Source organism: Kumtagia sp., assembly GCF_059502445.1.
The window spans coordinates 120273-141837 of the sequence record NZ_JCACER010000101.1 but is presented as its reverse complement, the minus strand read 5'-3'; the positions used below and the strand labels follow the sequence as shown (position 1 = coordinate 141837).

The window sequence follows — 21565 nt, the reverse complement described above, 5'->3', positions numbered from 1 at the left end:
AATGCGAGATCATGGCCACCGCAGGGGACTTTGATTCCTTCTTGAATGAAATCATTGCCATCCGCAGGGATCTCCATCAGCACCCCGAGTTGGGAATGGAGGAGTTCCGCACCTCGGACCTTGTCGCCAGCTTTCTCGAGGGTTGCGGCATCGAGGTGCATCGCAATGTTGGCCGCACCGGCGTGGTGGGCGTGCTCAGGTCAGGCCGCGTCGGGGCGAGAATCGGGCTCAGGGCCGACATGGACGCCCTGCCGATGGAGGAGGCGACCAATCTGCCTTACCGCTCGCTTTCGCCGGGCCTCATGCACGGCTGCGGCCATGACGGCCACACGGCCATACTCCTATGCGCGGCAAAATATCTGGCGCAGACACGGAATTTCGACGGCACCGTCGTCTTCATCTTCCAGCCGGGGGAGGAAGGCTGCGGCGGGGCGCTCGCCATGCTGGAGGACGGACTTTTCGAGCGCTTTCCCTGCGACGCCATCTTTGCGCTTCACAATCACCCCGGGCTGGAAACCGGAAAGTTCCGCATTGGCAGTGGGCCGATCGCCGCGGGGGGCGGGTTCTTCGACATCAAGGTCACAGGGAGGGGCATCCATGCCGCCTACCCGCAGGACGGCATCGATCCGGTGCTGGCGGCCTGCCATCTGGTGACCGGTTTGCAATCCGTTGTCTCGCGTAACCTCTCTCCCTGGGAGGCCGCTGTCGTGAGTGTCACACGCGTGGTCGGCGCGGAGGCCTACAACACGATCCCGGAGGAGGCGATCGTCTCCGGGACGGCCCGCTTCTTCAGCCGCGCCACGGGAGAGATAGTCGAGCAGGCGATGCGGCGGATTGCGGAGGGATTTTCGCAAGGTCTGGGCGCGAGGGCGGAACTCGATTTCCGATTGCTCTTTGCGCCGACCGTGAACGATCCGGCTCAGACCCGGTTTGCCCGCGAGGCGGCCCTCCGCGCCGTGGGCGAGTCCGGAGTGGAGGAATTTGGTGCTCCTGATCTCGGCTCCGAGGATTTCTCGTTTATGCTGGAGAAGGTGCCCGGCGCCTACGTATTGCTCGGAAACGGAACGAGCGCGCCAGTGCACCATCCCCGCTACGACTTCGCAGATGCATGCATTCCATACGGCGCTGCCTTTTTCGCCAACCTGGTGGAACAGCGGGGAAAAGCCGCACGTTCTGCCTGAAGCTCGCTGTCGTCCGCGCGATCGCTGATTGCAAGAGGCGAGGTCTTCGAAGACGCGAAAAGAGCATCATCGAAGACCCGGAGCGCATACGTAGCGCAATTGAAGCGATTCTCGCGTCAGGGGTCAATCAGCGTGCCGCATGACGCAGCTCGCATGCGGATTGCGACGCCGCCCCCCTCCGAACCAGTCCGCCGCTTCGAGAGTCGATAGGCGTCGGCGAGTCCAGGCTCGCCCGCGAAGCCAGTCGCTCAGAGCGCTGCGGCCGATCCGATCCGACCGTTCGGCAGCCAGCCGCTCGACCATCTCGTTCAGCGTGATGTCCTTGCGCTTCTCGATCAGCCCTACGATGAAGGCTTCATGCGCATCGAGCCTTGAGCCGCGTCGCCAACCTTGCGGGCGCGGCGTACGCTCTCCGACCTTCGCTCGCGCGACCCAGCGGATCGCACTCGATATTCCCACCTCAAATCGCGCCGCGAAGAGAACTCACCTCACGTCTTCGACGAAAGATTCCGTAAGCTTGCGGAAATAGCTGATGTCTCGCCCCGCCCAAAATGACGACTTGAGCGGCCTCGTCGGTCGCTAGCGGATGGATTTGGCGTGTGCTGGGGCTCGCCAGTTGCATCCTTGGCCATGAAGACAGACCGAAGTCCGAGCCAAACGAGATAAGCCGCTCAGCGCGTCAACATCGCATATCTGCGGACAGCGATCCGTCAAATGTCAGTCTGCAAGGACCGCACTCCATACTCCTGTCCAACTCACCTCAGCTTGAGCGCTGCCTTTGTGGGCAACGCTCAAGCTTCATTTGTGATGCTCACCCGCCGGAAAGTGCCGGTTTCGCACCGTTTTGCCGAAAATCCGCGGAGTGTGGCGACATGATTCTACTTAACTCGGGTTCCTAACGCTTACGCCGCTCAACCCTGAAGGACTTCAGGTACACAATGCGCATTGCTAACTAGTTGATACGCAATCGAAAATTGGCGCACCCGACAGGATTCGAACCTGTGACCTCTGCCTTCGGAGGGATTATCGCTAGCTCCGACGTTCATACGAAGGAGTCCGCTATAGTGCACTATCCTACTGAAATCACAAAACAATTTGAATTTTCACGCCGCCGCGCCTATCCTTGTCTTCGCCACGATTTTCGCCCTGCTGCTTACGTGGTGCTTACGCGAGAAGTTGGGTCTGTGAGGGAGGAAGTCCATGGCTAAGCTGACAAAACGGGTTGTGGACGCAGCCGAAAGCCGTCCTAGTGATTACGTAATCTGGGATGACGAACTACCCGGTTTCGGGCTTCGTGTCTTCGTTTCAGGCAAGCGCAGCTATGTGATCCAGTATCGCCAGGGAGGTCGCTCCCGCCGTTTCACGATCGGCCTACACGGCATCTGGACACCCGAACTTGCGCGGCAGGAGGCCAAGACACAGCTGGGCAGGGTCGCCCAAGGTGAGGACCCTGCCGAAGAAAAGCAGATCGATCACAAGTCGCTCTCGGTCAAAGAGCTCTGCGATCTATATCTGGCAGACCTGCAAGCTGGCCTCATTCTCGGTAAAGGCGGGCGGCCGAAGAAACCTGGCACCATCGTCTCGGACGTGGGGCGGATCAATCGCCACATCGTACCGCTCCTCGGAACGCGCCGAGTCAAGGACCTGACCAAAGCCGACATAACCAAAGCCATGAAGGACATCATGGCCGGGAAGACGCGTCTCGTTGCCAAGACAAAGAAACTGCGCGGGAAGTCCATCGTGAAGGGCGGCGTCGGTACAGCCACGCGGACCATTGGGCTCTTCGGCGGCATCCTCACCTATGCGGTGGAGTCTGGCATCATCGAGGTCAATCCAGCTCATGGCGTCCGGCGCCCGAAGGACAATGTGCGTGCCCGTCGATTGACCGAGGCTGAGTATCGCATTCTTGGCGAGTTGATCGAGAAGGCAGCCCAAGACGAAAGGTATCGGATGTCCGCCGAGATCATCCGCTTGATCGCTCTCACGGGAAGCCGTCGTACCGAGATGGTGACGCTGCAATGGGCAGAAGCCGACACGGACGCGAGCTGCGTCCGGCTGATTGACAGCAAGGAAGGAAGTTCTGTCCGGCCAATAGGGCTCCCCGTTGTGGAGCATCTGGAGAAGCGCCGGAAAGAAGCGGTCGGGGATTATGTCTTCCCCGGTCGAGACGGAGAAAGTGCATTTGGCAGCTTCCCCAATCACTGGAAGAAGATTTTCGCGGACTCGCCTCTTGGCGACATTACCCCTCACATTCTCCGCCACAGCTTCGCCAGCGTCGCCAACGATCTAGGCTTCACAGAAGTCACCATTGCGGCCTTGGTCGGCCATGCGAAGGGATCGGTCACGAGCAACTATATCCACACGCTCGACACCGCCCTGATAATGGCAGCGGACACGATTGCGGGCTACATTCAAGGCCTCCTCGACGGGATCGCGTTCAAGCAGACGGCCTATGCCCTCGACCGCGGTTCCCGGAAAGCGGCGCTTGCCCGCTTCCTGCAACAAGCTGCAGCTGATCAGGATAATACAGAGCAAGGGGAGCAGCTTGCCGCCTAACCGAAGTTTTCAGTTATTGCAGTTAGCTGGCGCGGCCATTATATTGGCTGGAAAGGAGAACCAGCCATGACCAGCCATGTCGTCCAGTTCGCCGGTCTGTCGGACCGGGACCGCAAGAGGGTGGCGCCCTTGCCGAAGCTCGGCAAGGGCGATCATGTCGAGCTGCATGTGCGCCGTCGGGATGGTCACGAGGAGACGCTGTCTTTGCCGCCGGCCGCTGCAAATGTCGTCGAGGCGCTGCTCGATCGCCTGCTTAGTGGCGAGCGCGTGGCCGTGCTCACTGAAAATCAGGAATTGAGTCCGACCGAGGCATCGACCCTCCTCGGCATCTCCCGGCCACTCGTGGTCCATCGTATGGACATCGGCGATCTGCCCTTCCGCTATGTCGGAAAGCATCGCCGCGCACTACTGAAGGACGTCCTCACGTTAAAGGCCCGCCTTGATGCCCGCCAGAAGGCGCTCGACGCCCTCGCCGAAGATACAGAGGATCTGATCGTCAATCATGGCCTCTAGATCGCCCGTCGCGGTCTACGATGCCTGCGCTCTTTATCCCTTCCACCTCCGCAACGTCCTGATCCAGTGCGCCTTCGACGGCCTCGTCGCGGCGCGCTGGACCGACGAGATTCATGCCGAATGGATGCGCAATCTCGCCGCTAATTCGCCGGGAGCCGAGATCGGACGACTGAAAGTGACGCGCGACAGGATGAAGGCCGTCCTGCCGGATGCCGAGGTTCCCGACTACCGAGCCCTGATCCCGGACCTTTCCTTGCCCGATCCCGACGACCGCCACGTGCTGGCGGCGGCCATCGCCGGCAAGGCTTCAGTCATCGTGACGTGGAACCTCAAGGATTTCCCGGCAGAGGCTCTCCGTGCTCACGGCGTGGCTGCCATATCGCCGGACGACTTTCTTGCCGATCTTCATGCGACCTTCCCGACCATCTTCATCCCAAGCATCAGCCGGGCAAGGCAGAACCTTCGCAAGACGACGCCGTCAGTCACAGACTTCATCGAAGCGCTGGAGCGTCAGGGCCTGAAAAGGTTCTCCTCAATCCTGCGCCAGAACCTCAAAAAGCTGAAATGACCGGAAAGGGAACGCAGGCTTGAAGCACGCATCCACGATGACCGCCGCCGCGTTCGCTCTGGCGCTCTCAGCCTGTTCAGACGTGGCGGTCGGCACCACCGCAGAGTCCTTTGCCGATCTGCCCGTACTGGTCCGCAATAGCGTCCGCAACGACCTGGCTATGGAGGCTCTCGCACGCGGCGGTCTGCATCTCGACCGGCACGGCTGCCTTCGCATCGGCGGTGACGATGGTCCCTTCGTCATCTGGCATCACGACAGCCGCATCGAACGAACTGACGATGGTCGGATTAAGATCACCGACGGCTTCACCGGGAACTCAGCCTATGTCGGCGATGAGATCGCCATGGGTGGTGGCATAGGAAATCTCGTGCCGCCAGCGAGCACGGACCATAAGCCGGTCATGCCAACCAATATCACCGAGCCCATTCCCGAGGCCTGCGCCTCTGGAGAAATCTGGTGGGCTGGCAATCTGATGACCGAAGCAGAACGGCTCGAACTCCTTGAGCGCGAGCGAACCAGGCAATTTACCCCGCCGCCTTCAAACTAATGTACGCCGCAGGCGGCTCCCTTGAGCACCTGCTCGATCAAAGGACGAAGACGTGCTCTTCAAATCCCACATTCTGGATCAGATTGCATCAGGTCAGGTCACAGTGGCTTTCCGCTACTGGAGCCGCCCCTCGGTAACAGCACGCGGACAGCTGAGAACACCCGTTGGCATCTTGGCGATCGACAGTTTGGCGGCGATTACGCCCGGTGAGATTTCAGATGCAGATGCACTTCGCGCGGGCTTTGAGAACCGTGAAAAGCTGATGTCGGCTCTACAAAGCAGCGCAGGTCGCGTGCTCTATCGCATCGATTTTCATATTGTGGGTGATGACCCGCGCATCGCCTTACGACAGGATGCGGAGCTTTCCAACGCGGATACGACTGCTTTGATCGAGCGTCTTGCCCATATGGACAGGACCTCGAAAAGCGGCCCTTGGACCGATACAGCATTGAGCCTGATCGCCGGTAAGGAGGGACGGACGGCAGCCGAGATCGCACAAGCCCTTTCAGTTGAAAAACCAACTCTCAAGCGCCGAATCCGGCAGCTAAAGGAGCTTGGTCTGACTGAGAGCCTTGAGAGCGGCTACAGACTTTCACCACGCGGCGCAAAGCTCTGGTCTGAACTGAAGGGCCGTAGCTAAACACCCAAAGCGACGATTTCTGGCCCTGCCACGGAACTCTGTGCTGCCGAGGCCAGTCCGTTCCGTCGCTTTTACCCGGTTCCGCAGGAAGCCCCGTGCATCAGCATCGTGCGTCGATCGGTCAAGCGCCGCAGACCGTCAGTCCACTGCCTTCCGGCTGACGAACAGGCCAGTCTCCTTCTCCACTTCGAGCACGCCATTCCCGCGCTTAAACACCTGATCGATCGCTTCACGAAACGAAGCAAGTTGCGCCTCGCTAGCAGTGTCTCCCGGTGGATAGGAGGTCAGCGCGAGGAAGACGTCCTCAGGATCGGTGACGCGCATTCTCGCAGGGTGCTGTGCCTTAGTCAGATTGCCGAACCTATCACGCAGGAGCTTCTCGGCCGCGTCGTAGCCGAAGGCAGCTGCGGCAGGATCGGATGGCGCGCTGCCGAAGGCGCTCGTGAGCTCATAGAGCCCCCGCATGTTGTTCGCCCCGTTCGTCGTCACCGCCAGTATCCCACCCGGCTTCAGCACCCGATGCATTTCAGCGATCGCAACGGCCGGGTTCGGGACATGATAGAGCATATGCATGGCAATGACCGCGTCGAATGCTTCATCGTCGAAAGGCAGCGCATTCGCATCTGCCTGCTGTCCATGAACAGAGCCGAACCGCAGGGCCTGACAGCGCGTCACAGCCTCATCGACCATGCCCTGCGACATGTCCGTCAGAACCAGATTGAGCCCATCGGGATGATGCCCTGCCGCATGCTCCCAAAACCAGGCCGGCCCGCATCCGACGTCGAGCACCCGGTCATTCGCTTTCAGCGGAAGCTGTTGTGCCACCCACACGAACCACGGCGTCTCCGTGATCGTGTATTCAGAATTCAGCCGGGCACGCGCCGCAAGCTTACGACTGTCGCTATACTGCGCTTTGTTTTCAGCCGCGGCGGATGTCATCATTCATCCTTTCGATAATGTCGTCGTTTTGATTCGTGTGTTGTTACCAAGCCTATCGCGTTCGACCGCGGATCGACAGATGCGCGACGATATCAAAGCACGAACAAGCCAAGGCCTTCGACCACCTCGCGCTTCGTCGCCTCGGTCCGCTCACGGGCCTTGTTCGTGCCACGGCGGATGACGTCGAAAACATAATCAGGTTCTCGGGAAAACTCCTCGCGGCGCTGACGGATCGGTGCGATGAGGTTCTGGAGAATATCCTCAAGTCGGGTCTTGATCTGTCGGTCACCCAGTCCACCGCGCCGATAATGCGCCTTCAACTCCTCCAGAGTTTCCTGATCCTGATCGAAGGCATCGAGATAGGTGAAAACCACATTGCCTTCGACGTTTCCGGGTCTTCGACGCGCAGATGCTGTGGATCGGTGAACATGGCCTTGATCGCAGCCCTGATTGCATCCGGTGAAGCCGAGAGCGGGATGGCATTGCCGCCCGATTTCGACATCTTCGCCTTACCATCAATCCCCGGCAGGCGGCCTGTCTTCGGGACAATCGCCTGCGCTTCAGGGAGAACAGCTGCCCCTGCGGCTGCATTGATGCGGCGAACGATCTCATTGGTCTGCTCGATCAGCGGCGCCTGATCCTCCCCAACAGGGACGCAGGTCGCCTTGAACGCGGTAATGTCGGCGGCCTGTGCGGCCGGATATCCTGGTGAATTCGATCGGTCAATGCACAGCTCTTCTAAGTACTCGCCAGCTAACGACCTGCGCCTGCCTTTGATCTGACTGTGTCGAGGGAAACGATTTCAGCGATCATCGAAACCGGCTCCTGAATCCGACGGCGTCCACGCAGGATGTCCGCCGCTGCATCACGATCTACGCCAGGCGCGAAAGCGAACCCCTGGCCGTGCTTACATCCCATCGCCCAAAGCTCCTGCGCTTGCGCCGCCGTCTCGATGCCTTCCCCGACAACCTCGATCCCAAGGCGATGCGCCATATCGATCAGGCCGCTAACTACGATCTTGCCCGGCCCTTCCTGGCCGAGCGGTTCGATGAAGCCCTTGCCGATCTTGATGATGTCGACCGGAACATTCAGTAGCTGGGTCAGCGAGGCATAGTCGGCGCCGAAATCATGGAGCGCGATGCGAACGCCCCGAGACCGAAGATTCGCAATCTGCTTTGGTATGATCGGATCTCGCCGCCCGACATAGATCGCCTCGTCGATCTCCACAATGAGATGCTCAAGCGGAAGTCCCGCGTCGCCGAACGCCGCTTCGAACTTGGCGACCAGATCCCCCGCATGGAAATCCGCCGCCGAAAGATTGAGGCCCACGGCGTCGATCGGCAGGCTCTCCACCCTCCACGCCGCAAGATCGCTCGCCATGATCTTCAGCATGTAGCGGGTGAGATCGGCCGCTATCCTCACATCGCTGGTCGCCTCATAGAACGCAGTGGCAGGGATCAGCGATCCATCCTCGCCCCGCATCCGGCACAAGGTCTCAAAGCCCACCACCTCTCCGGTGTCCAGCCGAACCACCGGCTGGTAGTGAGCTTCTATCCGGCTGTCAGCCAAAGCCGCGGTCACATTCCGGATCGCATCGATCTGACGGGTCATCCGCGTGCCGATCCCCGGCCAGTATCGCACGAAACCGCCGCGCCCGGTTTCCTTCGCATGGTAAAGCGCAAAGTCGGCCGCCTCGGCGACTGCGTTGGCGGTCCGTTCATCACCACCGACAACTGCGCCGCCGATCGTGGCTCTCGGCACGATCGTATGCCCCGCGCAATCGGCCGGCTTGTCGAGCGCGCCGAGAATTCGACCCGCAGCGGACTCCAGATCAGCCAGTGCTTCCGCGTTCTCGATGATCACGCCGAACTCATCACCACCAAGCCGAAATACCTTGTCGGGCGTTGTTAAGGCGGCGATCCGTCGGGCGGCCGTTTCGATCAGCGCATCCCCCGCCAGATGTCCGAACGTATCGTTGACGATCTTGAGATTGTCGAGATCGACGAGGAACAGCGCCCATGTCCCGGCGGCGTCGCACCGCATTCCACTCATCACCGTGTTGAAGGCGAACCGGTTCGGCAGGCCGGTCAGTGCATCGACAGTCGCCCGTCGCTCACGCATCACCACACGCTCATGCCTCTGGATCGCGATACCGCACAACTCCGCGCAGTTCTCGATATAGGCGCGTTCCGTTTCGGTGGGATTCCGCGGCTCCGGCAGGTGGATGATCAGCACCGCAGCCTTGCGCCCTTTCGCGTCGGCGGCGGGCAGTACCCAGCAGCTCTTCAGACCCAACGCAGCGAAATAGGCGCCAACATGCGCTCCGAGTTGATCTCGCGTCAGATCCGAGACCACCATAGGCGTCCGAAGCTGCGCTTCGGTCAACTGCCCACCAATCTCAACACCGACCGGCATGCCATCGATGAGCGCTTCAAAATCAGCCGGAAGACTGGGAGCGGCCAGGACATGAAGACGACCCGTCGCATCCACCGTCAGGATGTAACAGAGCATTCCTTCAAACAGGGTCTCGAGATTCCGGCAGATTTGCCGAGCCGTCTCATCGAGAGAGGCCCCGCTGGCAATCATCCGCAATATTTGATTCTGAACCTGCAACAATCCAACGCCCAATCAACCTTCGCCCCAATGCGACTATTATAGTCGCCCTTGGCTTAAGATTGACTGTTCAGATAGGGTAAAGTTTAAGCAAATGAACGGAATTGCGTGGGAACGCCTTCCCCCTGGCAGGCGCCATAGTCGCCAGCACACCCCCTTCAGCGGGGTGCTCCCCGCAACACCCCCTGAGAGTCAGAGGACAACTGGCTTTGCAACGACAGGCTGGAAGGAGCAGCACCACAATTCTCAATCCTGCCCTTGCGGCGGCATCCAAGGCAATCGAAACAATACCGGAAGCTGGAATGACTAACCTTGACGTTACCACTGGCACGTCGCCAGACTGCGATTTTCTCGCCGCCTTACCTATCTCCGATGGGACCGTGACCATCAGAACGATGTCGATCGCGGATGCGGAAGCCTACGCCACCGGAACAGACGACGCTCTGGTGAAACGCTTCGCTCACTTGCCGCTGGAGAATTACACGCCGGAGATCGTGTCCAACATGATCGAGGGTGCGATTGCTGAGGGCTTGCGCGACGGGACTCTAGCCGTTCTCACGATCGCCGACGCCAACTCAGACGCATTCCTTGGAAGTCTCGTATTCTTCGACATCACGCCCGATGATGCGGAAGTCGGCTATTGGGTCACGCCAGAACATCGTGGGCGAAGGATATCGAGCCGAGCACTCATGCTGGCCCGAGACATAAGCCGCGCATTGGGTCTGAAGCGGCTGCGCGCTCGCACCGTTATGGACAACCCTGCTTCGACGAGGGTCCTCCTGGACGCAGAATTTGAACAGATAGGCGACGCTCGGCCCCAGATAGTTCCTTCGGGCAAGTCCGAAATGGGAGTGAGCTATCAACTGGATCTGGAAGCCTGAATTGCAACCTCGTCTCTGACCTCGCGACGCGGCGACAGCAATTCGCCTCCATGAATTCCGGCCGCTCCGCCTTGGACAATGTGCGTGCGATGTCGGCGCGCGCCGTTCCCGAGACCAACACCGCAAGGCTCGCGACACCGTTGAGCGATACGAACTCATCCAGCGGCAAACGCTCGTCACGCGATGGCAATTGCAACACCGGCTCGACTGCCGCACGCGGTTCCCATGTCCCTACCACCTTGCCGGCCAGCATAACTTGATGCGTGGCGCACCAATCCTCGCCGCTGCGATTAGCTGGTTCGATCCGCAGCGTTCCTTGGATCGTCACGGCTTCACCCTCCTGCGGCGCAAACGCCGACTCCGTGCGGAAGCGCACCGAGGCGGAGCCAAGCGTCAAGCGCCCATAGACATAGGAGCGGTCGCCGCGACTCCATGGCTGCAGATCACGCGCGATCCCCTGAATGAGTAGCGAGCCGGCCGGGGCCTCCACCCTCAGCAGGTCCATCAGCATTTCAGGGGTGATCGGCGCCGGCTCCGCTGCCGGCAATGGCTCATGTCGCATATCGGCTGTAACCTCAGCCGTTTACGACATCCTTCAGCGCCTTGGCCGGCTGGAACACGAGCTTCTTAGACGCTGCGATCTTGATTTTCTCGCCAGTCGACGGATTGCGGCCTTCGCGTGCGGGCTTATCCTGCACCTTGAACTTGCCGAAGCCGTTTAGTGAGATCTCTTCGCCCTTTGCAGCCGCTTCGGCTATGCCCTTCAGCACATCCTCGACGACGGACTTCGCCTGGGTCTTCGTCAGTCCATGTGTTTCGGCAAGGCGCTCCGCCAGATCGATCGTATTTACAGCCACCGGTCAGTCCTCTCTATTTTCAACATTGTCGATGAGCCCCACCATTGGCGACTCATTTTATACAAGGATCGCTTCTCGGGAAACCATGCAAGGTCAACCGTTCAGAGGAAACGAAGCCGCCGGTTAGCAAGCTTATCGCACAGGATTTCATCGAGCTGGAGGGTAGAGAGTCAGAGTGCGGACCGGGTTTGCCGTGACGGGTTGAAGGCTGGAAGAGAGGCTTCCGGCGCCCGTCGCGGAGAACCGCGATGTCCAGATATGACCGCACCACGCGCACCGGCTCGAGCCGAGCGAATCTTTACGACGAAATCACCAACAAGATCATTGCCGAACTGGAAGCCGGCCGCGTGCCCTGGGTTCAGCCTTGGGGCACGTCAGCCGCGAAGGCGCCGCTCGGCCTGCCGAAGAACGCCAGCACCGGCCGCAGCTACAGCGGCATCAACATTCTCATCCTTTGGGGAGCCGTCATGCAGCACGGTTTTCCTGGCCAGAGCTGGCTGACATTTCGCCAGGCGCTCTCGCTCGGCGGCAATGTCATGAAGGGCGAGCGCGGCACCACTGTCGTTTATGCCGATCGCTTCATTCCCGACGGCGAGAAGAAACGTGCCCGTGAGACCGGCGAGGAAGCTCAGGCGATCCCCTTCCTGAAGCGTTTCACCGTGTTCAACACAGCGCAATGCGAGGGCCTGCCCGAGGAGGTTCATACTGTCGCGCCACCCACGCCGCCCGGCCTGATCGAGCCGAGGGTCGAGGCGCTCATCAAGGCGACCGGGATCGACTTTCGCATCGGCAGCGACCGCGCCTTCTATGTCCCATCCCAGGATTATGTGATCGTTCCGCCGCCGATGGCGTATTTTGAGTCGATCAACTGGCACCGCACGGCGCTCCACGAACTCGGACACGCGAGCGGCCATCACAGCCGGCTGAATCGCGATCTGACTGGCTCGTTCGGCTCAAAGAAATACGCCTTCGAAGAGCTAATTGCTGAACAAATTTCGGCCTTCAGTTGCGCGTCGCTCGGCATCGTACCGACCGTGCGCCACGCCGATTACATCGGTTCCTGGCTTGAGGTCATGCGCGAGGATTCCCGCGCCGTCGTTCGCGCCGCCAGTCAGGCCAGCAAGGCAGCCGACTGGTTGCTCTCCTTCCTGCCGGAGAACGAGCAGACCGACGCCGAGGCCGAAACCATCATCCACAGGAGGGCGGCATGATCCTCCTGATCGACGAGCTGCGCGAGCAGCTTGCGACGGGCGGCCGCGTCACTGCGCAATAGCGCTGAAGCCTACATCGGCTGCTGCCTTGCCAGCCTCGGCCTCATCCAGATCCTGGCCTTTGACGTCCGCCGTCATCTCGAAGCCGGAGAGCTTATTGAGGTGCTGCCAGACTACCGTGCCGAAGCTATGCCGATGACGCTACTCTATCCACATCGTCAGCATCTTCCCCGCCGGCTTCAGATGTTCGCCGATTGGCTCGATGCGCTGCTAAGGCGGGACGTGGCCGGAAAGTAGATCTGCGGGTTTCCGCATCTGCTTATTCACGGTTTTCCGCCGATGCTCACAGAGAGTGAGAGGAGTGTGGGGTTTTTCGTGACGGGTTTGGGTCGAGAGAGAGGCTCTCGGCGCCCGTCGCGGAGATTATCCCGATGGCTACTGCTGCTCAGAAAATCACCCTGTCGTCCTCGCGCGACATCCCCTTTAACAAGCTGGTTCTCAGCCAGTCGAACGTGCGCAAGGTCAAGGCCGGCGTGTCGATCGAGGAGTTGTCGCAGGACATCGCCCGGCGCGGCCTGCTTCAGGGTCTCAATGTCCGCCCCGTCGTGGATGCCGACGGCAACGAGACCGGAATGTTCGAGATTCCCGCTGGCGGCCGTCGCTACCGCGCGCTCGAACTGCTGGTGAAGGCCAGGCGTCTGGCGAAGACCGCACTCGTGCCCTGCGTCGTGCGCGAAGCCGGCAGCGACATCCTGCTCGAAGACGACAGCCTCGCTGAAAACATCCAGCGCGCCCCGCTCCATCCGCTCGACCAGTACCGGGCCTTCCAGGATATGCGCCTCAAGGGCATGTCCGAGGAGGAGATCGCCGCAGCCTTCTTCGTCTCGGTCAATGTCGTGAAGCAGCGCCTGCGCCTGGCGTCCGTCGCGCCCTCTCTGCTCGATCTCTATGCGGAGGACGGTGTGACGCTCGAACAGCTCATGGCCTTCACCGTCAATCCCGACCATGCCCGTCAGGAACAGGTCTGGGACGCGATCAAGGATTCGTGGTCGAAGGAGCCCTACCAGATCCGCCGGATGTTGACCGAAACCACGGTACGCGCCTCCGACAAGCGGGCGCAGTTCGTCGGCATCGACGCCTATGAGGCTGCCGGCGGCATCGTGCTGAACGACCTGTTCCAGTCCGACGATGGCGGCTGGCTGCAGGATGTGAGCCTGCTCGATCAACTCACCGACGACAAGCTCAAGGCGGAAGCCGAAGCGATCGCCGCCGAGGGCTGGAAGTGGGTCGATGCCCGGGTCGAAGTCCCCTATGGCTATGGCCACGGCCTGCGCCGTCTGATCGGCACGACAACGTCTCTGACTGAAGAGGAACAGGCCACCTTCGATGCCCTGACCGCGGAATATGAGACGCTGGAAGCCGAATATGCCGAGGCCGAGGAATATCCCGAGGAGGTCGATGAGCGCGTCGGCGAGATCGAAACCGCTCTGGCCGCCTTCGAGGATCGTCCGGTGATCTACGATCCGGCCGACATCGCCTGCGCCGGCGTCTTCATCAGCATCGACCGCGACGGCAACCTGTCCGTCGATCGCGGCTACGTTCGCCCCGAAGACGAGGCGCCCGTAGCCGTGGAGGGGGCTGACGGCGTTGATGGGACTGAACCCGATGGGGCAGCTTCGTCGATCCCTGCCGCTCAGCGCGCTGTGATCACCGTGGGCGGGCAGACAACCGAACCGGAGGAGGAGGAAGACGTCATCAAGCCCCTTCCGGAACGGCTGGTTGCGGAACTGACGGCGCACCGGACGCTGGCGCTGCATGATGCGCTAGCGAACAATCCCCATGTCGCCATGACGGCGCTGCTGCACCGGCTGGTGATGGAGCGCTATCACTATTCCGCTCCGAGCGGATGCCTAGAGGTCACCGTGCGCCATCACTTCTTTTCGGCGCAGGGAACGGACCTCAAGGACAGCCCCTCCGCCAAGGCCATCACCGCTCGCTACGAGGACTGGAAGGTCGATCTTCCGACCGACGACGATGCCCTGTGGGACTGGATCGCCGGACTCGACGACGCCAGCCGCATGGCGCTCCTCGCCCATTGCGTCGCCTACGGCGTCAATGCGCTCTACGAAAAGCCCAACCCCTACGGCGGAAGCGGCGTCTCGCAACATGGACTGGAGACGCGCATTGCCCATGCCGACCGGCTGGCGCGTGCGACCGGCCTCGACATGGTGGAGGGCGCCGGGTGGCGGCCGACGGTCGAGAACTATCTCGGCCGCGTTACCAAGCCCCGGATCCTCGAAGCCGTGCGTGAGGGGGCCGGGGAACGAGCAGCCTCGCTCATCGAGCACCTGAAGAAGGGCGATATGGCCAAGGAGGCCGAGCGTCTGCTCGCCGACACCGGCTGGCTGCCTGAGCCTCTGCGCCTGTTCGCGGAGCCGCAGGCCCCCGAAGAGGCGGACACCGAGGCGGCTATCGAGGTGCTGCCTGATTTCCTCTCTGGTGACGATGACGAGGTCGATCACAGCGACATCGAGGCGGCCCACCTGATTGCGGCCGAATGATCCTTACCGGCGGGACGGCTTCGGTCGCCCCGCTACTTCTCCTTCCTTCCATCAGGCCCGGCAATCCGCCGGGCCATTTTCATATCCGGAGACCAAGAATGTCCGCGTCACTCGTGTTCGATATCGCCCCCTTGGGGGCCCTCATCGCCTATACTGACGGCCGGCCCAAACCGCCCTCCCGCTTCACCAGGAAGCTGGCGGCCTGGGAACGGCGCAACGGCGTTGGCCGTCTCGTTCGCAAGGAACCTGCCCGCGAACGTCCGACCTATTCGAGCCCACCGTGCTTCACTTTGCATGAAGGAAACTTCGGCCAGGGCGGCATCATCCTCGTCACCGTCATGCGCACATACGGCATCGACAGCGATCTCACCTTCCGCGTGGTCGAGCGCCCGCGCGTCGGCCAGGTGCGCGTCGTGCAGGATATCGGCGACGACGTCGAGCTGCTGCATCTCGCCGAGGACCAAGAAGCCGCCGAACTCTGGCTGGCGAAAGCAGGCTACAGCCGTGCGCGTCTCGAAACCATCACCGCCGATGTCATCGAAGGCCGGGCCGCCGCCTGACCTTGTGCCTTTCCCTTCACCCGGCCCGCTGTCGCATGACGGCGGGCTTTTCCGTCTCAGGAGCAGATCCATGGCCATTCCCGATTATGCCCGTACCAATTTCAACACCCTGCTGCGCGCCGTTGGCGACGGCAATCTCGCCCTCATGGAGTGTCTCGACGCCGCGACACGCGAACCGCGCTACGTCCTGTGCGCCGTAAGCCGCTCCGACGACGGCGAGATCGTCATGACGCCCTTCGGCCATCTGGCCGATGGCAATCCCTATGATGCCTACCTGCCGCCGGACCCGAGTGATCCCACCGGCTTCCTCCCGAAGGTGGAAGCGGCATGATCTCCGTCGACGAAATCTTCATGGACGACCTTCGCAATCTCCCCTCGGAGCGGTCGCTTCCGTGGGAAGAAAGTCGTGACGGCGTCACCGTCGTCATCGAGCCGAAACCGCATTGGGCCAGCGACATGCGGGCCTTCAAGCTCAACGCCCGCGAGTATTGCGCCTATCGGGACTGGCTGGCGGCGGGATCGTCCGCCCGCTTCTATCAGCATATCCACACGAGCGGTGATGATGTCCTGCTAATGGCGAGAGCCATGATCGCCCGCGAGATCGCAGAGGGTCTTTGGCGCTGACCGCACTCTGGATGCGGCGCACGGGATGTGCGTCATGCCGGAAGCCGTTTGCCAAAGGAATGGATCGATTTCGAATTCGACCTTCGCCCCATTCTCACCCATGGCGATATGAGACCTGTGAGGCTCGGAAGCACGCCAGTCATCAGGTCTGGATCGTGGCAAGGCCGGTACAGCAAAGCATCTGCATAAGGGTTTCCGGCTCCTCTCAGATGCGAAACACCATCCCCCGCTTCCATTCGCTGACCTTGGTCTGATCCGGCTCTTCAGCAATCAACCCGTGAAGGGTCGGCTTACGCGAGCGTGCCGCCCTCGCGGATTCGGACGAGCCGAACGCACGAGGGTGATTGCAGTTCCGGTCAGACACTCGGGCGCCTGTCGCGCGGGGGATGGTCCCCCGCCTCCAAAAGACAGGAGCCGGAACCATGTCCTATGCAGATGCCACCGCTTTCGCCGCCAGCCTCGCCGCTACCCTGATGATCTCGATCGTCGTGTTCCAGGCCGGTGACGGCACCCACGGCGCCATGCCCGCCGGCGAATTCGACGGTGACGAGGACATGGTCGAATTCGAAATCGATCCCTTCCAGTGAGGCGCCTGCGCCTCACTTCGACAGCCCGGAGCGCATCGCGCCCGGGCCTTGGCGCGCGGTTGGCAAACACCACGCACAGGCAGCAGCGCCGAAGCATGGCTTCGACCGATCGCCACCAGAAGAGTGAAAGGACGGCTGTGGGCCGGGAGGGGTTCGGATTGGCCAGGAGAGCGCTGTCCGAACCTCTTCCCTTCCGCTCTCAGGAGAAACAGTCCATGACCACCGAAACCGCCACGCCATGCCTCGCGACCCTCGTGCCGGAAGATCGCCGCGAGAAATTCCTGCCGTCTCTCTTTGGCCTGCCGCTCCTGATCGTGGCCGAAAATGCGGTATATTCCATCATGGAACGGCTCAGTCCGCATGACTATGGCGGTGGCTTCTGGGATTTCTACGAGGACAAGGACGGCCCCTTGTTCCTAGCGCCGACCTCCCGCCCGCGGTTCAGGATCGAAAGCGGGATCACGGAATATCGCGGCGAGGTTTCAGCAGAGGCAGCCGGCATCATCGCCACGCTTTTCGCCCTCTCGCATCTCTCCTTCCGCTACGAATCCGACCGCCTCGCAGAAGGCTACCAACGGCTTCACAGCTATTCGGCCCACCACCGCGAGGCCTCGGAGATATTCCAGGCCATCGACTGATCGCGAAAAGGCGTCCCGTCTCCCGGCGGGGCGCTTTTTTCATGCCGGCCACGGCCGCCATTCGCGAGCGGTGAGAGGAAGAGATCGGCCGGCTTGGCCGTGACGGGTTGAAAGCGGGAGAGAGGCTTCCGCTGCCTGTCATGGAGTGATCCCGATGCTCAGCACCTCATACGCTGCCCACGCCGTTCCTGCCGGAAAGCTCGCGTTCGATCAACTGGTCGCGCACCTGCGCAGCGCGGCGCGATACCCCCTTCGCGTCGCATGCATCGGCACCGCCACATTTGTCGACGATGACCCGACGGCCGACCCGATCTCGTTCGATCGCACCATCCATCTTGCCGAATGCAGTTCTCTTTCCGAAGCGATCAGCGAAGCTGAAACGCGCATCGCCCTGGATGATATCTCGTTCGGGAGCCGCGCAGTCATTCGCTACGCGCCACGCGTCATCACCATTGTGGACCGCGACGGCTGCCTTGTCGCCGCCGGCGAGGTTCGTTCAGGCGCGATTGGCTGGTGCGAGCCCGTGCGATCCGACGGCGAAGCCCGCAAAGTGGTCACAGAAGCCAGTCGGTTACGCGGCCGGGCCATGGTCGAGGCCAGCGCTCGCAATCATGAGGTCGCCCGACGTCTGCGGTTCAGCGCCAGCGCGCTCGAGGGCCGGCTGGTCGACAGCTTCTGGCGCGAGACCGCGCATACTGCGCTTCGCCAGGCCGCCTGACTTTCCTTTCCATTTCCCAATCCACGCCCGGCCCTCGCGCTGGGTTTTCTTGTTCAGGAGCCTGTCATGGCCGACTATTTCACCCACTTCTCCTGCCTGCTCGACGTCGGCACCGCCGAGAACGCCGCGCGCGCATTCGAACTCTACAATGCCCTCTGCGACGAGAACGCCGCCGAAGATCCCCCGTCGGAAGGCTTCCTGCTGTCGATCCAGCACGAGCACGGCGGCACGCAGCTCTGGATGCGCGATGACGGGACCGGCGATCCCGAGCATGTCATCCAATTCGTCAAGCGCTGCGCAAACGAATTCGGCCTAACGGGTCGATGGGGATTTCAGTACGCAAACACATGCTCGAAACCTCGCGTCAACGCTTTTGGCGGCGGGGCGCACGCGCTCGACCTTGCCACCGGCGAAACGGCTGCCTGGACATATACCGACTGCTGGCTTGCCCAGGTCCTGGACGAAGGCGATGCCGATGCTTGAGGTTAACGAAACGACCATCCAGGCCATCCGACCTATGGAAGCGATTCAGGTCGCGAACCTAGCGCGCCAGCAGATATACGTTGTCCAAAAACTCACTTCTGTTGTCTTTCTCGCCGTCAGCTGCGGCCGATTCCGTAGCGTCGCCAGACAGCCGTTCCGAGATACCCGATCGCGGCATAGACAAGCACGAAACCGGCGATGTGCAGGACAAGATGCCAAAGAGACCTGTCGCCAGCGACAAACAACGAAGAGATCTGACGACCTATCGAAAAATAGTAGGCCGCATACATCGCCAGGCCGATCAACAGGGCACAGGCGAGCACCAGCCCCCCCACGGCGAACGATTTTGCGAGACTTGCCATGGCCTATCAGAACGAATTTGGCTTGCGCTGTCCAGATGAAGCGATCGTCGCGGGTCCCTCATCGGCGATCTTCAGATGCGTCATCATCGTCATCTTCATATTCATCCGCCCTGTCCGACCAGAAGCCGCATTTGTCGTCGGCCATCCCGTGCGCGCGCTGAGACGGATCACCGGAAGGCTTTACTCGAAGGGCGGCGGACGATCGTCCTTCCACGAAGTCGGACCGACCGAGACCGCGACGCCGCCAGTCTTCATCTGCTCGAACAAAGCTCTCGTTGGATGCGCAGGCCTCATCACGTCGGCATAGGTCTTGTTGTCGAGCAACCGAAGCTGCTTGAGAGCTTTCAGATCGGGAAGCGCCTCCAGATTGTCGAAGGCGGTAGAAATCGAGAGATGCGTCAGGCGAGCCAAAGGCGTCAGCTTGCGGATGTCGAGCCGATCGATCATCGACGTGGCCGAGACGCTCGTTACATTTGGGCATAGTTCGATGCCACCCATGTCGGACACTTCGAAAGTGTCGGCGGCGCCTCCCCAGAAATACCATGCGAAACGATAGAGCTTATTGCCGCCGTCGAACCTGATTGATCCCACCTGAGCGAGCATTTCCTTGGTCAGTGGGTAGCACGCCAGATATTCCAGCACCTCGGGCATGAGGTCATAGCCCTCATCCTCCAGATCAACGTCGCGCCCCAGGACATGCGATGCAAGATCCTCCGGCGTCCCAAGGTCGAGCACTTTGCCCTCCACAAGCGAGGACAGGACAATCAGCTTAAAATTGACATCGGCAAAGGGAGAGCCGGGTTGATCGCCCGGCGATGCGTAAGGCGGCGGATAAGGCTCGCGATATTCGGCGTCGTTCGCGCTGAATGATATGGCATTGACCTTTTCAAGGGTAAAACGCACCTGCATCAGCGCGCCATCGGGTAACCTCTTGAACCCCTCACGAACCCCGCGCATCATCGGCAAGTCGTCGCCAATCTCCATGTCCGGAAGCGCCTTGCGCGCTTCGTCGATGGTCATTCCCATCTGAACTCCCTCGATTGGAACGGTCTGGAAACGCCAGTCGAACGAGACGCGGCCGATGGCGTCTTTCTTGTCGAGGTGCACGACAACGCCATGACTGTTCTCAAGAATATCGACGATGCCGCCTTTGTGGGACGCAGGCGTCCGCCAATGTGCGCCCATAGCTGCGGCAACGTCCGACGTAGACATGCCTGGCCGCAGCAGTGCCAAACCGTCATCGTGCAAAACAACATCTTCATTGTCGGGCATGGCCAATATTCTAAATGTAGATTCTGAATGCCGTTGAACTTACCGAGGATAGCAATGTCTATTTAGACGAGGGATCGATTCGATCAAACGCAGGCATGGGATCGAAGGTTGATCGACAGCCGTGGGGTGGGAAGGGGATTGACGGCTTTTGGACTGGAGGGGTCACCAAGCTGCTAGGAACCGATTGAGCCGCACCTGTCTAAGTTGGTGACACTACATTCTTCACGGTGCAGCGAGAGCAATCTCTTTCAGCAGGCCGATGAACGCGCTGGTGCGAACCCCGTCCGGATTCTGTTTTAGATCTACGGTCTGCACCACGACGAGACGCTTCGACGGCACGACAGCAATAATCTGCCCACCGTAACCAGAAGCATAAAAGGCATTCGGGCCCCAAGTATCCTCGGGAAGCGTCCACCACATATAGCCGTAACCCTGCCGTATCCGCTTCGCCCACGAATAGGCAGTCGTCGACTCCCTGATCCACGACGCCGGGATGACCTGCTCATTGCCCCACTTCCCGTCATTCAGGAAAAGCTGGCCAAAACGGGCGGCATCGCGAGCGCTGAGCCGAATCGGATATGCGGAGTGCTCGGACAGCTTTTCGTGAGCATATCGGCCATCTTTGACCGAGAAATCCTCCATCCCGATCGGTCCAGCGATCCGGCTCGTGAAGCTCTCAAAGATGTCCTCTCCGGTCTCTTGCCGGTAGATTGTCCCTAAAACGTTAAAGTCCCAGTTGTTGTAGAACCAGAATGACCCGGGCGGGTGACTTCCGCGAGCAGGACGCTTGCGCTTGATATCGGCGGTCTCGTGGGCGGCGGGATGATAAACACCCGACCGCGACATTAGCAGGTTACGTACCGTCGCGGCTTTTTCTTCGGCCGTAAGGCTGGGAGTATTGTCGTCGATGCCAAGCTCAGCAAGGCTGGCCGAAAGGTCGATCCGACCCTCAGCGACCGCGTTGCCATAGAGCGCGCTGAGCAGGCTTTTGCGGACGGATGCCATATTTACTTTGTGAGACGTGTCGCCCCACCGGGCGATAACCCGTCCGTCCTGGACGATCATCAGCGCTGTGGGTTTGAGTGTTCGCGATTGTTGCCGGACAGCCTCAAGTCTCTCTGCGGACCAGCCCGCGGCCACCGGATTGACGTCCTCCCACGCTTGGGCATGGACCTTTCCTGCGACAAGAATGCCGATGACTAGCAGCAGAGCGAACCGTAAAATCATCGAACCGTCTCCCTCTCTCCCCAAAGT

The 21565-nt window shown here is 60.8% G+C and carries 24 protein-coding genes and 2 pseudogenes; 17 read left to right on the top strand and 9 right to left on the bottom strand.

Annotated features, from left to right (window positions below; genetic code table 11):
* Window positions 1-11 precede the first annotated feature (11 nt).
* Window positions 12-1181, top strand: a complete 1170-nt coding sequence (locus AC5JDC_RS26655) for a M20 aminoacylase family protein (protein WP_495846180.1) — start codon at window positions 12-14, stop codon at window positions 1179-1181.
* Window positions 1182-1400: 219 nt separating this feature from the next.
* Here the strand turns inward: AC5JDC_RS26655 and AC5JDC_RS26650 are convergent.
* Window positions 1401-1655: pseudogene (locus tag AC5JDC_RS26650) on the bottom strand (IS630 family transposase); the annotation flags it as partial.
* Window positions 1656-2381: 726 nt separating this feature from the next.
* Here AC5JDC_RS26650 and AC5JDC_RS26645 point away from each other — a divergent pair.
* The 5 genes from AC5JDC_RS26645 (at window position 2382) to AC5JDC_RS26625 (ending at window position 6005) form a co-directional block, all read left to right on the top strand.
* A complete protein-coding gene (locus AC5JDC_RS26645; RefSeq protein ID WP_495846178.1) occupies window positions 2382-3737 on the top strand; it encodes a tyrosine-type recombinase/integrase in 1356 nt (451 codons plus the stop codon).
* A gap of 66 nt (window positions 3738-3803) precedes the next feature.
* Window positions 3804-4250, top strand: a complete 447-nt coding sequence (locus AC5JDC_RS26640) for a MerR family transcriptional regulator (protein ID WP_495846176.1) — start codon at window positions 3804-3806, stop codon at window positions 4248-4250.
* Window positions 4240-4818 (top strand): PIN domain-containing protein, encoded by a 579-nt coding sequence (locus tag AC5JDC_RS26635; RefSeq protein WP_495846174.1) that lies wholly within the window; start codon window positions 4240-4242, stop codon window positions 4816-4818. The genes AC5JDC_RS26640 and AC5JDC_RS26635 overlap by 11 nt, the downstream gene beginning before the upstream one ends.
* A gap of 19 nt (window positions 4819-4837) precedes the next feature.
* Window positions 4838-5365 carry a hypothetical protein gene (locus tag AC5JDC_RS26630; RefSeq protein ID WP_495846172.1) on the top strand — a complete coding sequence of 176 codons (528 nt, stop codon included), beginning with the start codon at window positions 4838-4840 and terminating at the stop codon, window positions 5363-5365.
* 52 nt (window positions 5366-5417) lie between these two features.
* Window positions 5418-6005, top strand: coding sequence for a helix-turn-helix domain-containing protein (locus AC5JDC_RS26625; RefSeq protein ID WP_495846170.1), 588 nt, complete (start codon window positions 5418-5420; stop codon window positions 6003-6005).
* A gap of 138 nt (window positions 6006-6143) precedes the next feature.
* On the opposite strand, the gene AC5JDC_RS26620 is transcribed toward AC5JDC_RS26625, so the two are convergent.
* The 4 genes from AC5JDC_RS26620 to AC5JDC_RS26605 form a co-directional block, all read right to left on the bottom strand.
* Window positions 6144-6944 carry a class I SAM-dependent methyltransferase gene (locus tag AC5JDC_RS26620; RefSeq protein ID WP_495846409.1) on the bottom strand — a complete coding sequence of 267 codons (801 nt, stop codon included), beginning with the start codon at window positions 6942-6944 and terminating at the stop codon, window positions 6144-6146.
* Window positions 6945-7036: 92 nt separating this feature from the next.
* On the bottom strand, window positions 7037-7318 hold the full coding sequence (locus tag AC5JDC_RS26615) for a hypothetical protein (protein WP_495846168.1): 282 nt from the start codon (window positions 7316-7318) through the stop codon (window positions 7037-7039).
* Window positions 7261-7623 carry a hypothetical protein gene (locus AC5JDC_RS26610; protein ID WP_495846407.1) on the bottom strand — a complete coding sequence of 121 codons (363 nt, stop codon included), beginning with the start codon at window positions 7621-7623 and terminating at the stop codon, window positions 7261-7263. The genes AC5JDC_RS26615 and AC5JDC_RS26610 overlap by 58 nt, the downstream gene beginning before the upstream one ends.
* A gap of 74 nt (window positions 7624-7697) precedes the next feature.
* The gene (locus AC5JDC_RS26605; protein ID WP_495846166.1) at window positions 7698-9572 is read right to left on the bottom strand and encodes a putative bifunctional diguanylate cyclase/phosphodiesterase; all 1875 of its coding nucleotides are present in this window, start codon (window positions 9570-9572) and stop codon (window positions 7698-7700) included.
* 287 nt (window positions 9573-9859) lie between these two features.
* Here AC5JDC_RS26605 and AC5JDC_RS26600 point away from each other — a divergent pair, with 287 nt between their 5' ends.
* Window positions 9860-10438, top strand: coding sequence for a GNAT family N-acetyltransferase (locus AC5JDC_RS26600; RefSeq protein WP_495846164.1), 579 nt, complete (start codon window positions 9860-9862; stop codon window positions 10436-10438).
* A gap of 575 nt (window positions 10439-11013) precedes the next feature.
* Here the strand turns inward: AC5JDC_RS26600 and AC5JDC_RS26595 are convergent.
* Window positions 11014-11295, bottom strand: a complete 282-nt coding sequence (locus tag AC5JDC_RS26595; protein WP_495846162.1) for an HU family DNA-binding protein — start codon at window positions 11293-11295, stop codon at window positions 11014-11016.
* Between the two features lie 248 nt (window positions 11296-11543).
* Here AC5JDC_RS26595 and AC5JDC_RS26590 point away from each other — a divergent pair, with 248 nt between their 5' ends.
* From AC5JDC_RS26590 to AC5JDC_RS26545, 10 genes and pseudogenes are all read left to right on the top strand, one after another.
* Window positions 11544-12506, top strand: a complete 963-nt coding sequence (locus tag AC5JDC_RS26590) for an ArdC family protein (RefSeq protein WP_495846160.1) — start codon at window positions 11544-11546, stop codon at window positions 12504-12506.
* A 57-nt stretch (window positions 12507-12563) separates the two neighbouring features.
* Window positions 12564-12803, top strand: a pseudogene (locus AC5JDC_RS26585) (LysR substrate-binding domain-containing protein); the annotation flags it as partial.
* Window positions 12804-12937: 134 nt separating this feature from the next.
* Entirely contained in the window at window positions 12938-15067 is a 2130-nt protein-coding gene (locus tag AC5JDC_RS26580; RefSeq protein WP_495846158.1) for a ParB/RepB/Spo0J family partition protein, read from the top strand.
* A gap of 98 nt (window positions 15068-15165) precedes the next feature.
* Entirely contained in the window at window positions 15166-15627 is a 462-nt protein-coding gene (locus AC5JDC_RS26575) for a UCP036055 family protein (protein WP_495846405.1), read from the top strand.
* Window positions 15628-15697: 70 nt separating this feature from the next.
* Entirely contained in the window at window positions 15698-15958 is a 261-nt protein-coding gene (locus tag AC5JDC_RS26570; protein ID WP_495846156.1) for a DUF6117 family protein, read from the top strand.
* Complete coding sequence (locus tag AC5JDC_RS26565) at window positions 15955-16251, top strand: hypothetical protein (protein ID WP_495846154.1); 297 nt, start codon at window positions 15955-15957, stop codon at window positions 16249-16251. The genes AC5JDC_RS26570 and AC5JDC_RS26565 overlap by 4 nt, the downstream gene beginning before the upstream one ends.
* 422 nt (window positions 16252-16673) lie before the next feature.
* Complete coding sequence (locus AC5JDC_RS26560; protein ID WP_495846152.1) at window positions 16674-16838, top strand: hypothetical protein; 165 nt, start codon at window positions 16674-16676, stop codon at window positions 16836-16838.
* 215 nt (window positions 16839-17053) lie between these two features.
* Window positions 17054-17476 carry an antirestriction protein gene (locus AC5JDC_RS26555; RefSeq protein WP_495846150.1) on the top strand — a complete coding sequence of 141 codons (423 nt, stop codon included), beginning with the start codon at window positions 17054-17056 and terminating at the stop codon, window positions 17474-17476.
* 154 nt (window positions 17477-17630) lie between these two features.
* On the top strand, window positions 17631-18194 hold the full coding sequence (locus tag AC5JDC_RS26550) for a hypothetical protein (protein ID WP_495846148.1): 564 nt from the start codon (window positions 17631-17633) through the stop codon (window positions 18192-18194).
* A gap of 66 nt (window positions 18195-18260) precedes the next feature.
* Complete coding sequence (locus AC5JDC_RS26545) at window positions 18261-18677, top strand: hypothetical protein (RefSeq protein WP_495846146.1); 417 nt, start codon at window positions 18261-18263, stop codon at window positions 18675-18677.
* A gap of 116 nt (window positions 18678-18793) precedes the next feature.
* Here AC5JDC_RS26545 and AC5JDC_RS26540 read toward each other — a convergent pair whose 3' ends face one another.
* The 3 genes from AC5JDC_RS26540 to AC5JDC_RS26530 all read right to left on the bottom strand — a co-directional run bounded on the left by AC5JDC_RS26540 (window position 18794) and on the right by AC5JDC_RS26530 (window position 21538).
* Window positions 18794-19039, bottom strand: coding sequence for a hypothetical protein (locus AC5JDC_RS26540; RefSeq protein ID WP_495846144.1), 246 nt, complete (start codon window positions 19037-19039; stop codon window positions 18794-18796).
* A 180-nt stretch (window positions 19040-19219) separates the two neighbouring features.
* Window positions 19220-20311: a DUF7256 domain-containing protein gene (locus AC5JDC_RS26535; RefSeq protein WP_495846142.1), complete on the bottom strand. Its 1092-nt coding sequence runs from the start codon at window positions 20309-20311 to the stop codon at window positions 19220-19222.
* A 222-nt stretch (window positions 20312-20533) separates the two neighbouring features.
* Window positions 20534-21538, bottom strand: coding sequence for a serine hydrolase domain-containing protein (locus AC5JDC_RS26530; RefSeq protein WP_495846140.1), 1005 nt, complete (start codon window positions 21536-21538; stop codon window positions 20534-20536).
* Window positions 21539-21565 lie beyond the last annotated feature (27 nt).

Coding starts and splice junctions, on each gene's coding strand:
- AC5JDC_RS26560 (WP_495846152.1), top strand. CDS start 16,674: ATGTCCTATGCAGATGCCACCGCTTTCGCCGCCAGCCTCGCCGCTACC.
- AC5JDC_RS26555 (WP_495846150.1), top strand. CDS start 17,054: ATGACCACCGAAACCGCCACGCCATGCCTCGCGACCCTCGTGCCGGAA.
- AC5JDC_RS26550 (WP_495846148.1), top strand. CDS start 17,631: ATGCTCAGCACCTCATACGCTGCCCACGCCGTTCCTGCCGGAAAGCTC.
- AC5JDC_RS26545 (WP_495846146.1), top strand. CDS start 18,261: ATGGCCGACTATTTCACCCACTTCTCCTGCCTGCTCGACGTCGGCACC.
- AC5JDC_RS26620 (WP_495846409.1), bottom strand. CDS start 6,944: ATGACATCCGCCGCGGCTGAAAACAAAGCGCAGTATAGCGACAGTCGT.
- AC5JDC_RS26635 (WP_495846174.1), top strand. CDS start 4,240: ATGGCCTCTAGATCGCCCGTCGCGGTCTACGATGCCTGCGCTCTTTAT.
- AC5JDC_RS26570 (WP_495846156.1), top strand. CDS start 15,698: ATGGCCATTCCCGATTATGCCCGTACCAATTTCAACACCCTGCTGCGC.
- AC5JDC_RS26575 (WP_495846405.1), top strand. CDS start 15,166: ATGTCCGCGTCACTCGTGTTCGATATCGCCCCCTTGGGGGCCCTCATC.
- AC5JDC_RS26580 (WP_495846158.1), top strand. CDS start 12,938: ATGGCTACTGCTGCTCAGAAAATCACCCTGTCGTCCTCGCGCGACATC.
- AC5JDC_RS26590 (WP_495846160.1), top strand. CDS start 11,544: ATGTCCAGATATGACCGCACCACGCGCACCGGCTCGAGCCGAGCGAAT.
- AC5JDC_RS26645 (WP_495846178.1), top strand. CDS start 2,382: ATGGCTAAGCTGACAAAACGGGTTGTGGACGCAGCCGAAAGCCGTCCT.
- AC5JDC_RS26540 (WP_495846144.1), bottom strand. CDS start 19,039: ATGGCAAGTCTCGCAAAATCGTTCGCCGTGGGGGGGCTGGTGCTCGCC.
- AC5JDC_RS26535 (WP_495846142.1), bottom strand. CDS start 20,311: ATGCCCGACAATGAAGATGTTGTTTTGCACGATGACGGTTTGGCACTG.
- AC5JDC_RS26655 (WP_495846180.1), top strand. CDS start 12: ATGGCCACCGCAGGGGACTTTGATTCCTTCTTGAATGAAATCATTGCC.
- AC5JDC_RS26565 (WP_495846154.1), top strand. CDS start 15,955: ATGATCTCCGTCGACGAAATCTTCATGGACGACCTTCGCAATCTCCCC.
- AC5JDC_RS26530 (WP_495846140.1), bottom strand. CDS start 21,538: ATGATTTTACGGTTCGCTCTGCTGCTAGTCATCGGCATTCTTGTCGCA.
- AC5JDC_RS26600 (WP_495846164.1), top strand. CDS start 9,860: ATGACTAACCTTGACGTTACCACTGGCACGTCGCCAGACTGCGATTTT.
- AC5JDC_RS26640 (WP_495846176.1), top strand. CDS start 3,804: ATGACCAGCCATGTCGTCCAGTTCGCCGGTCTGTCGGACCGGGACCGC.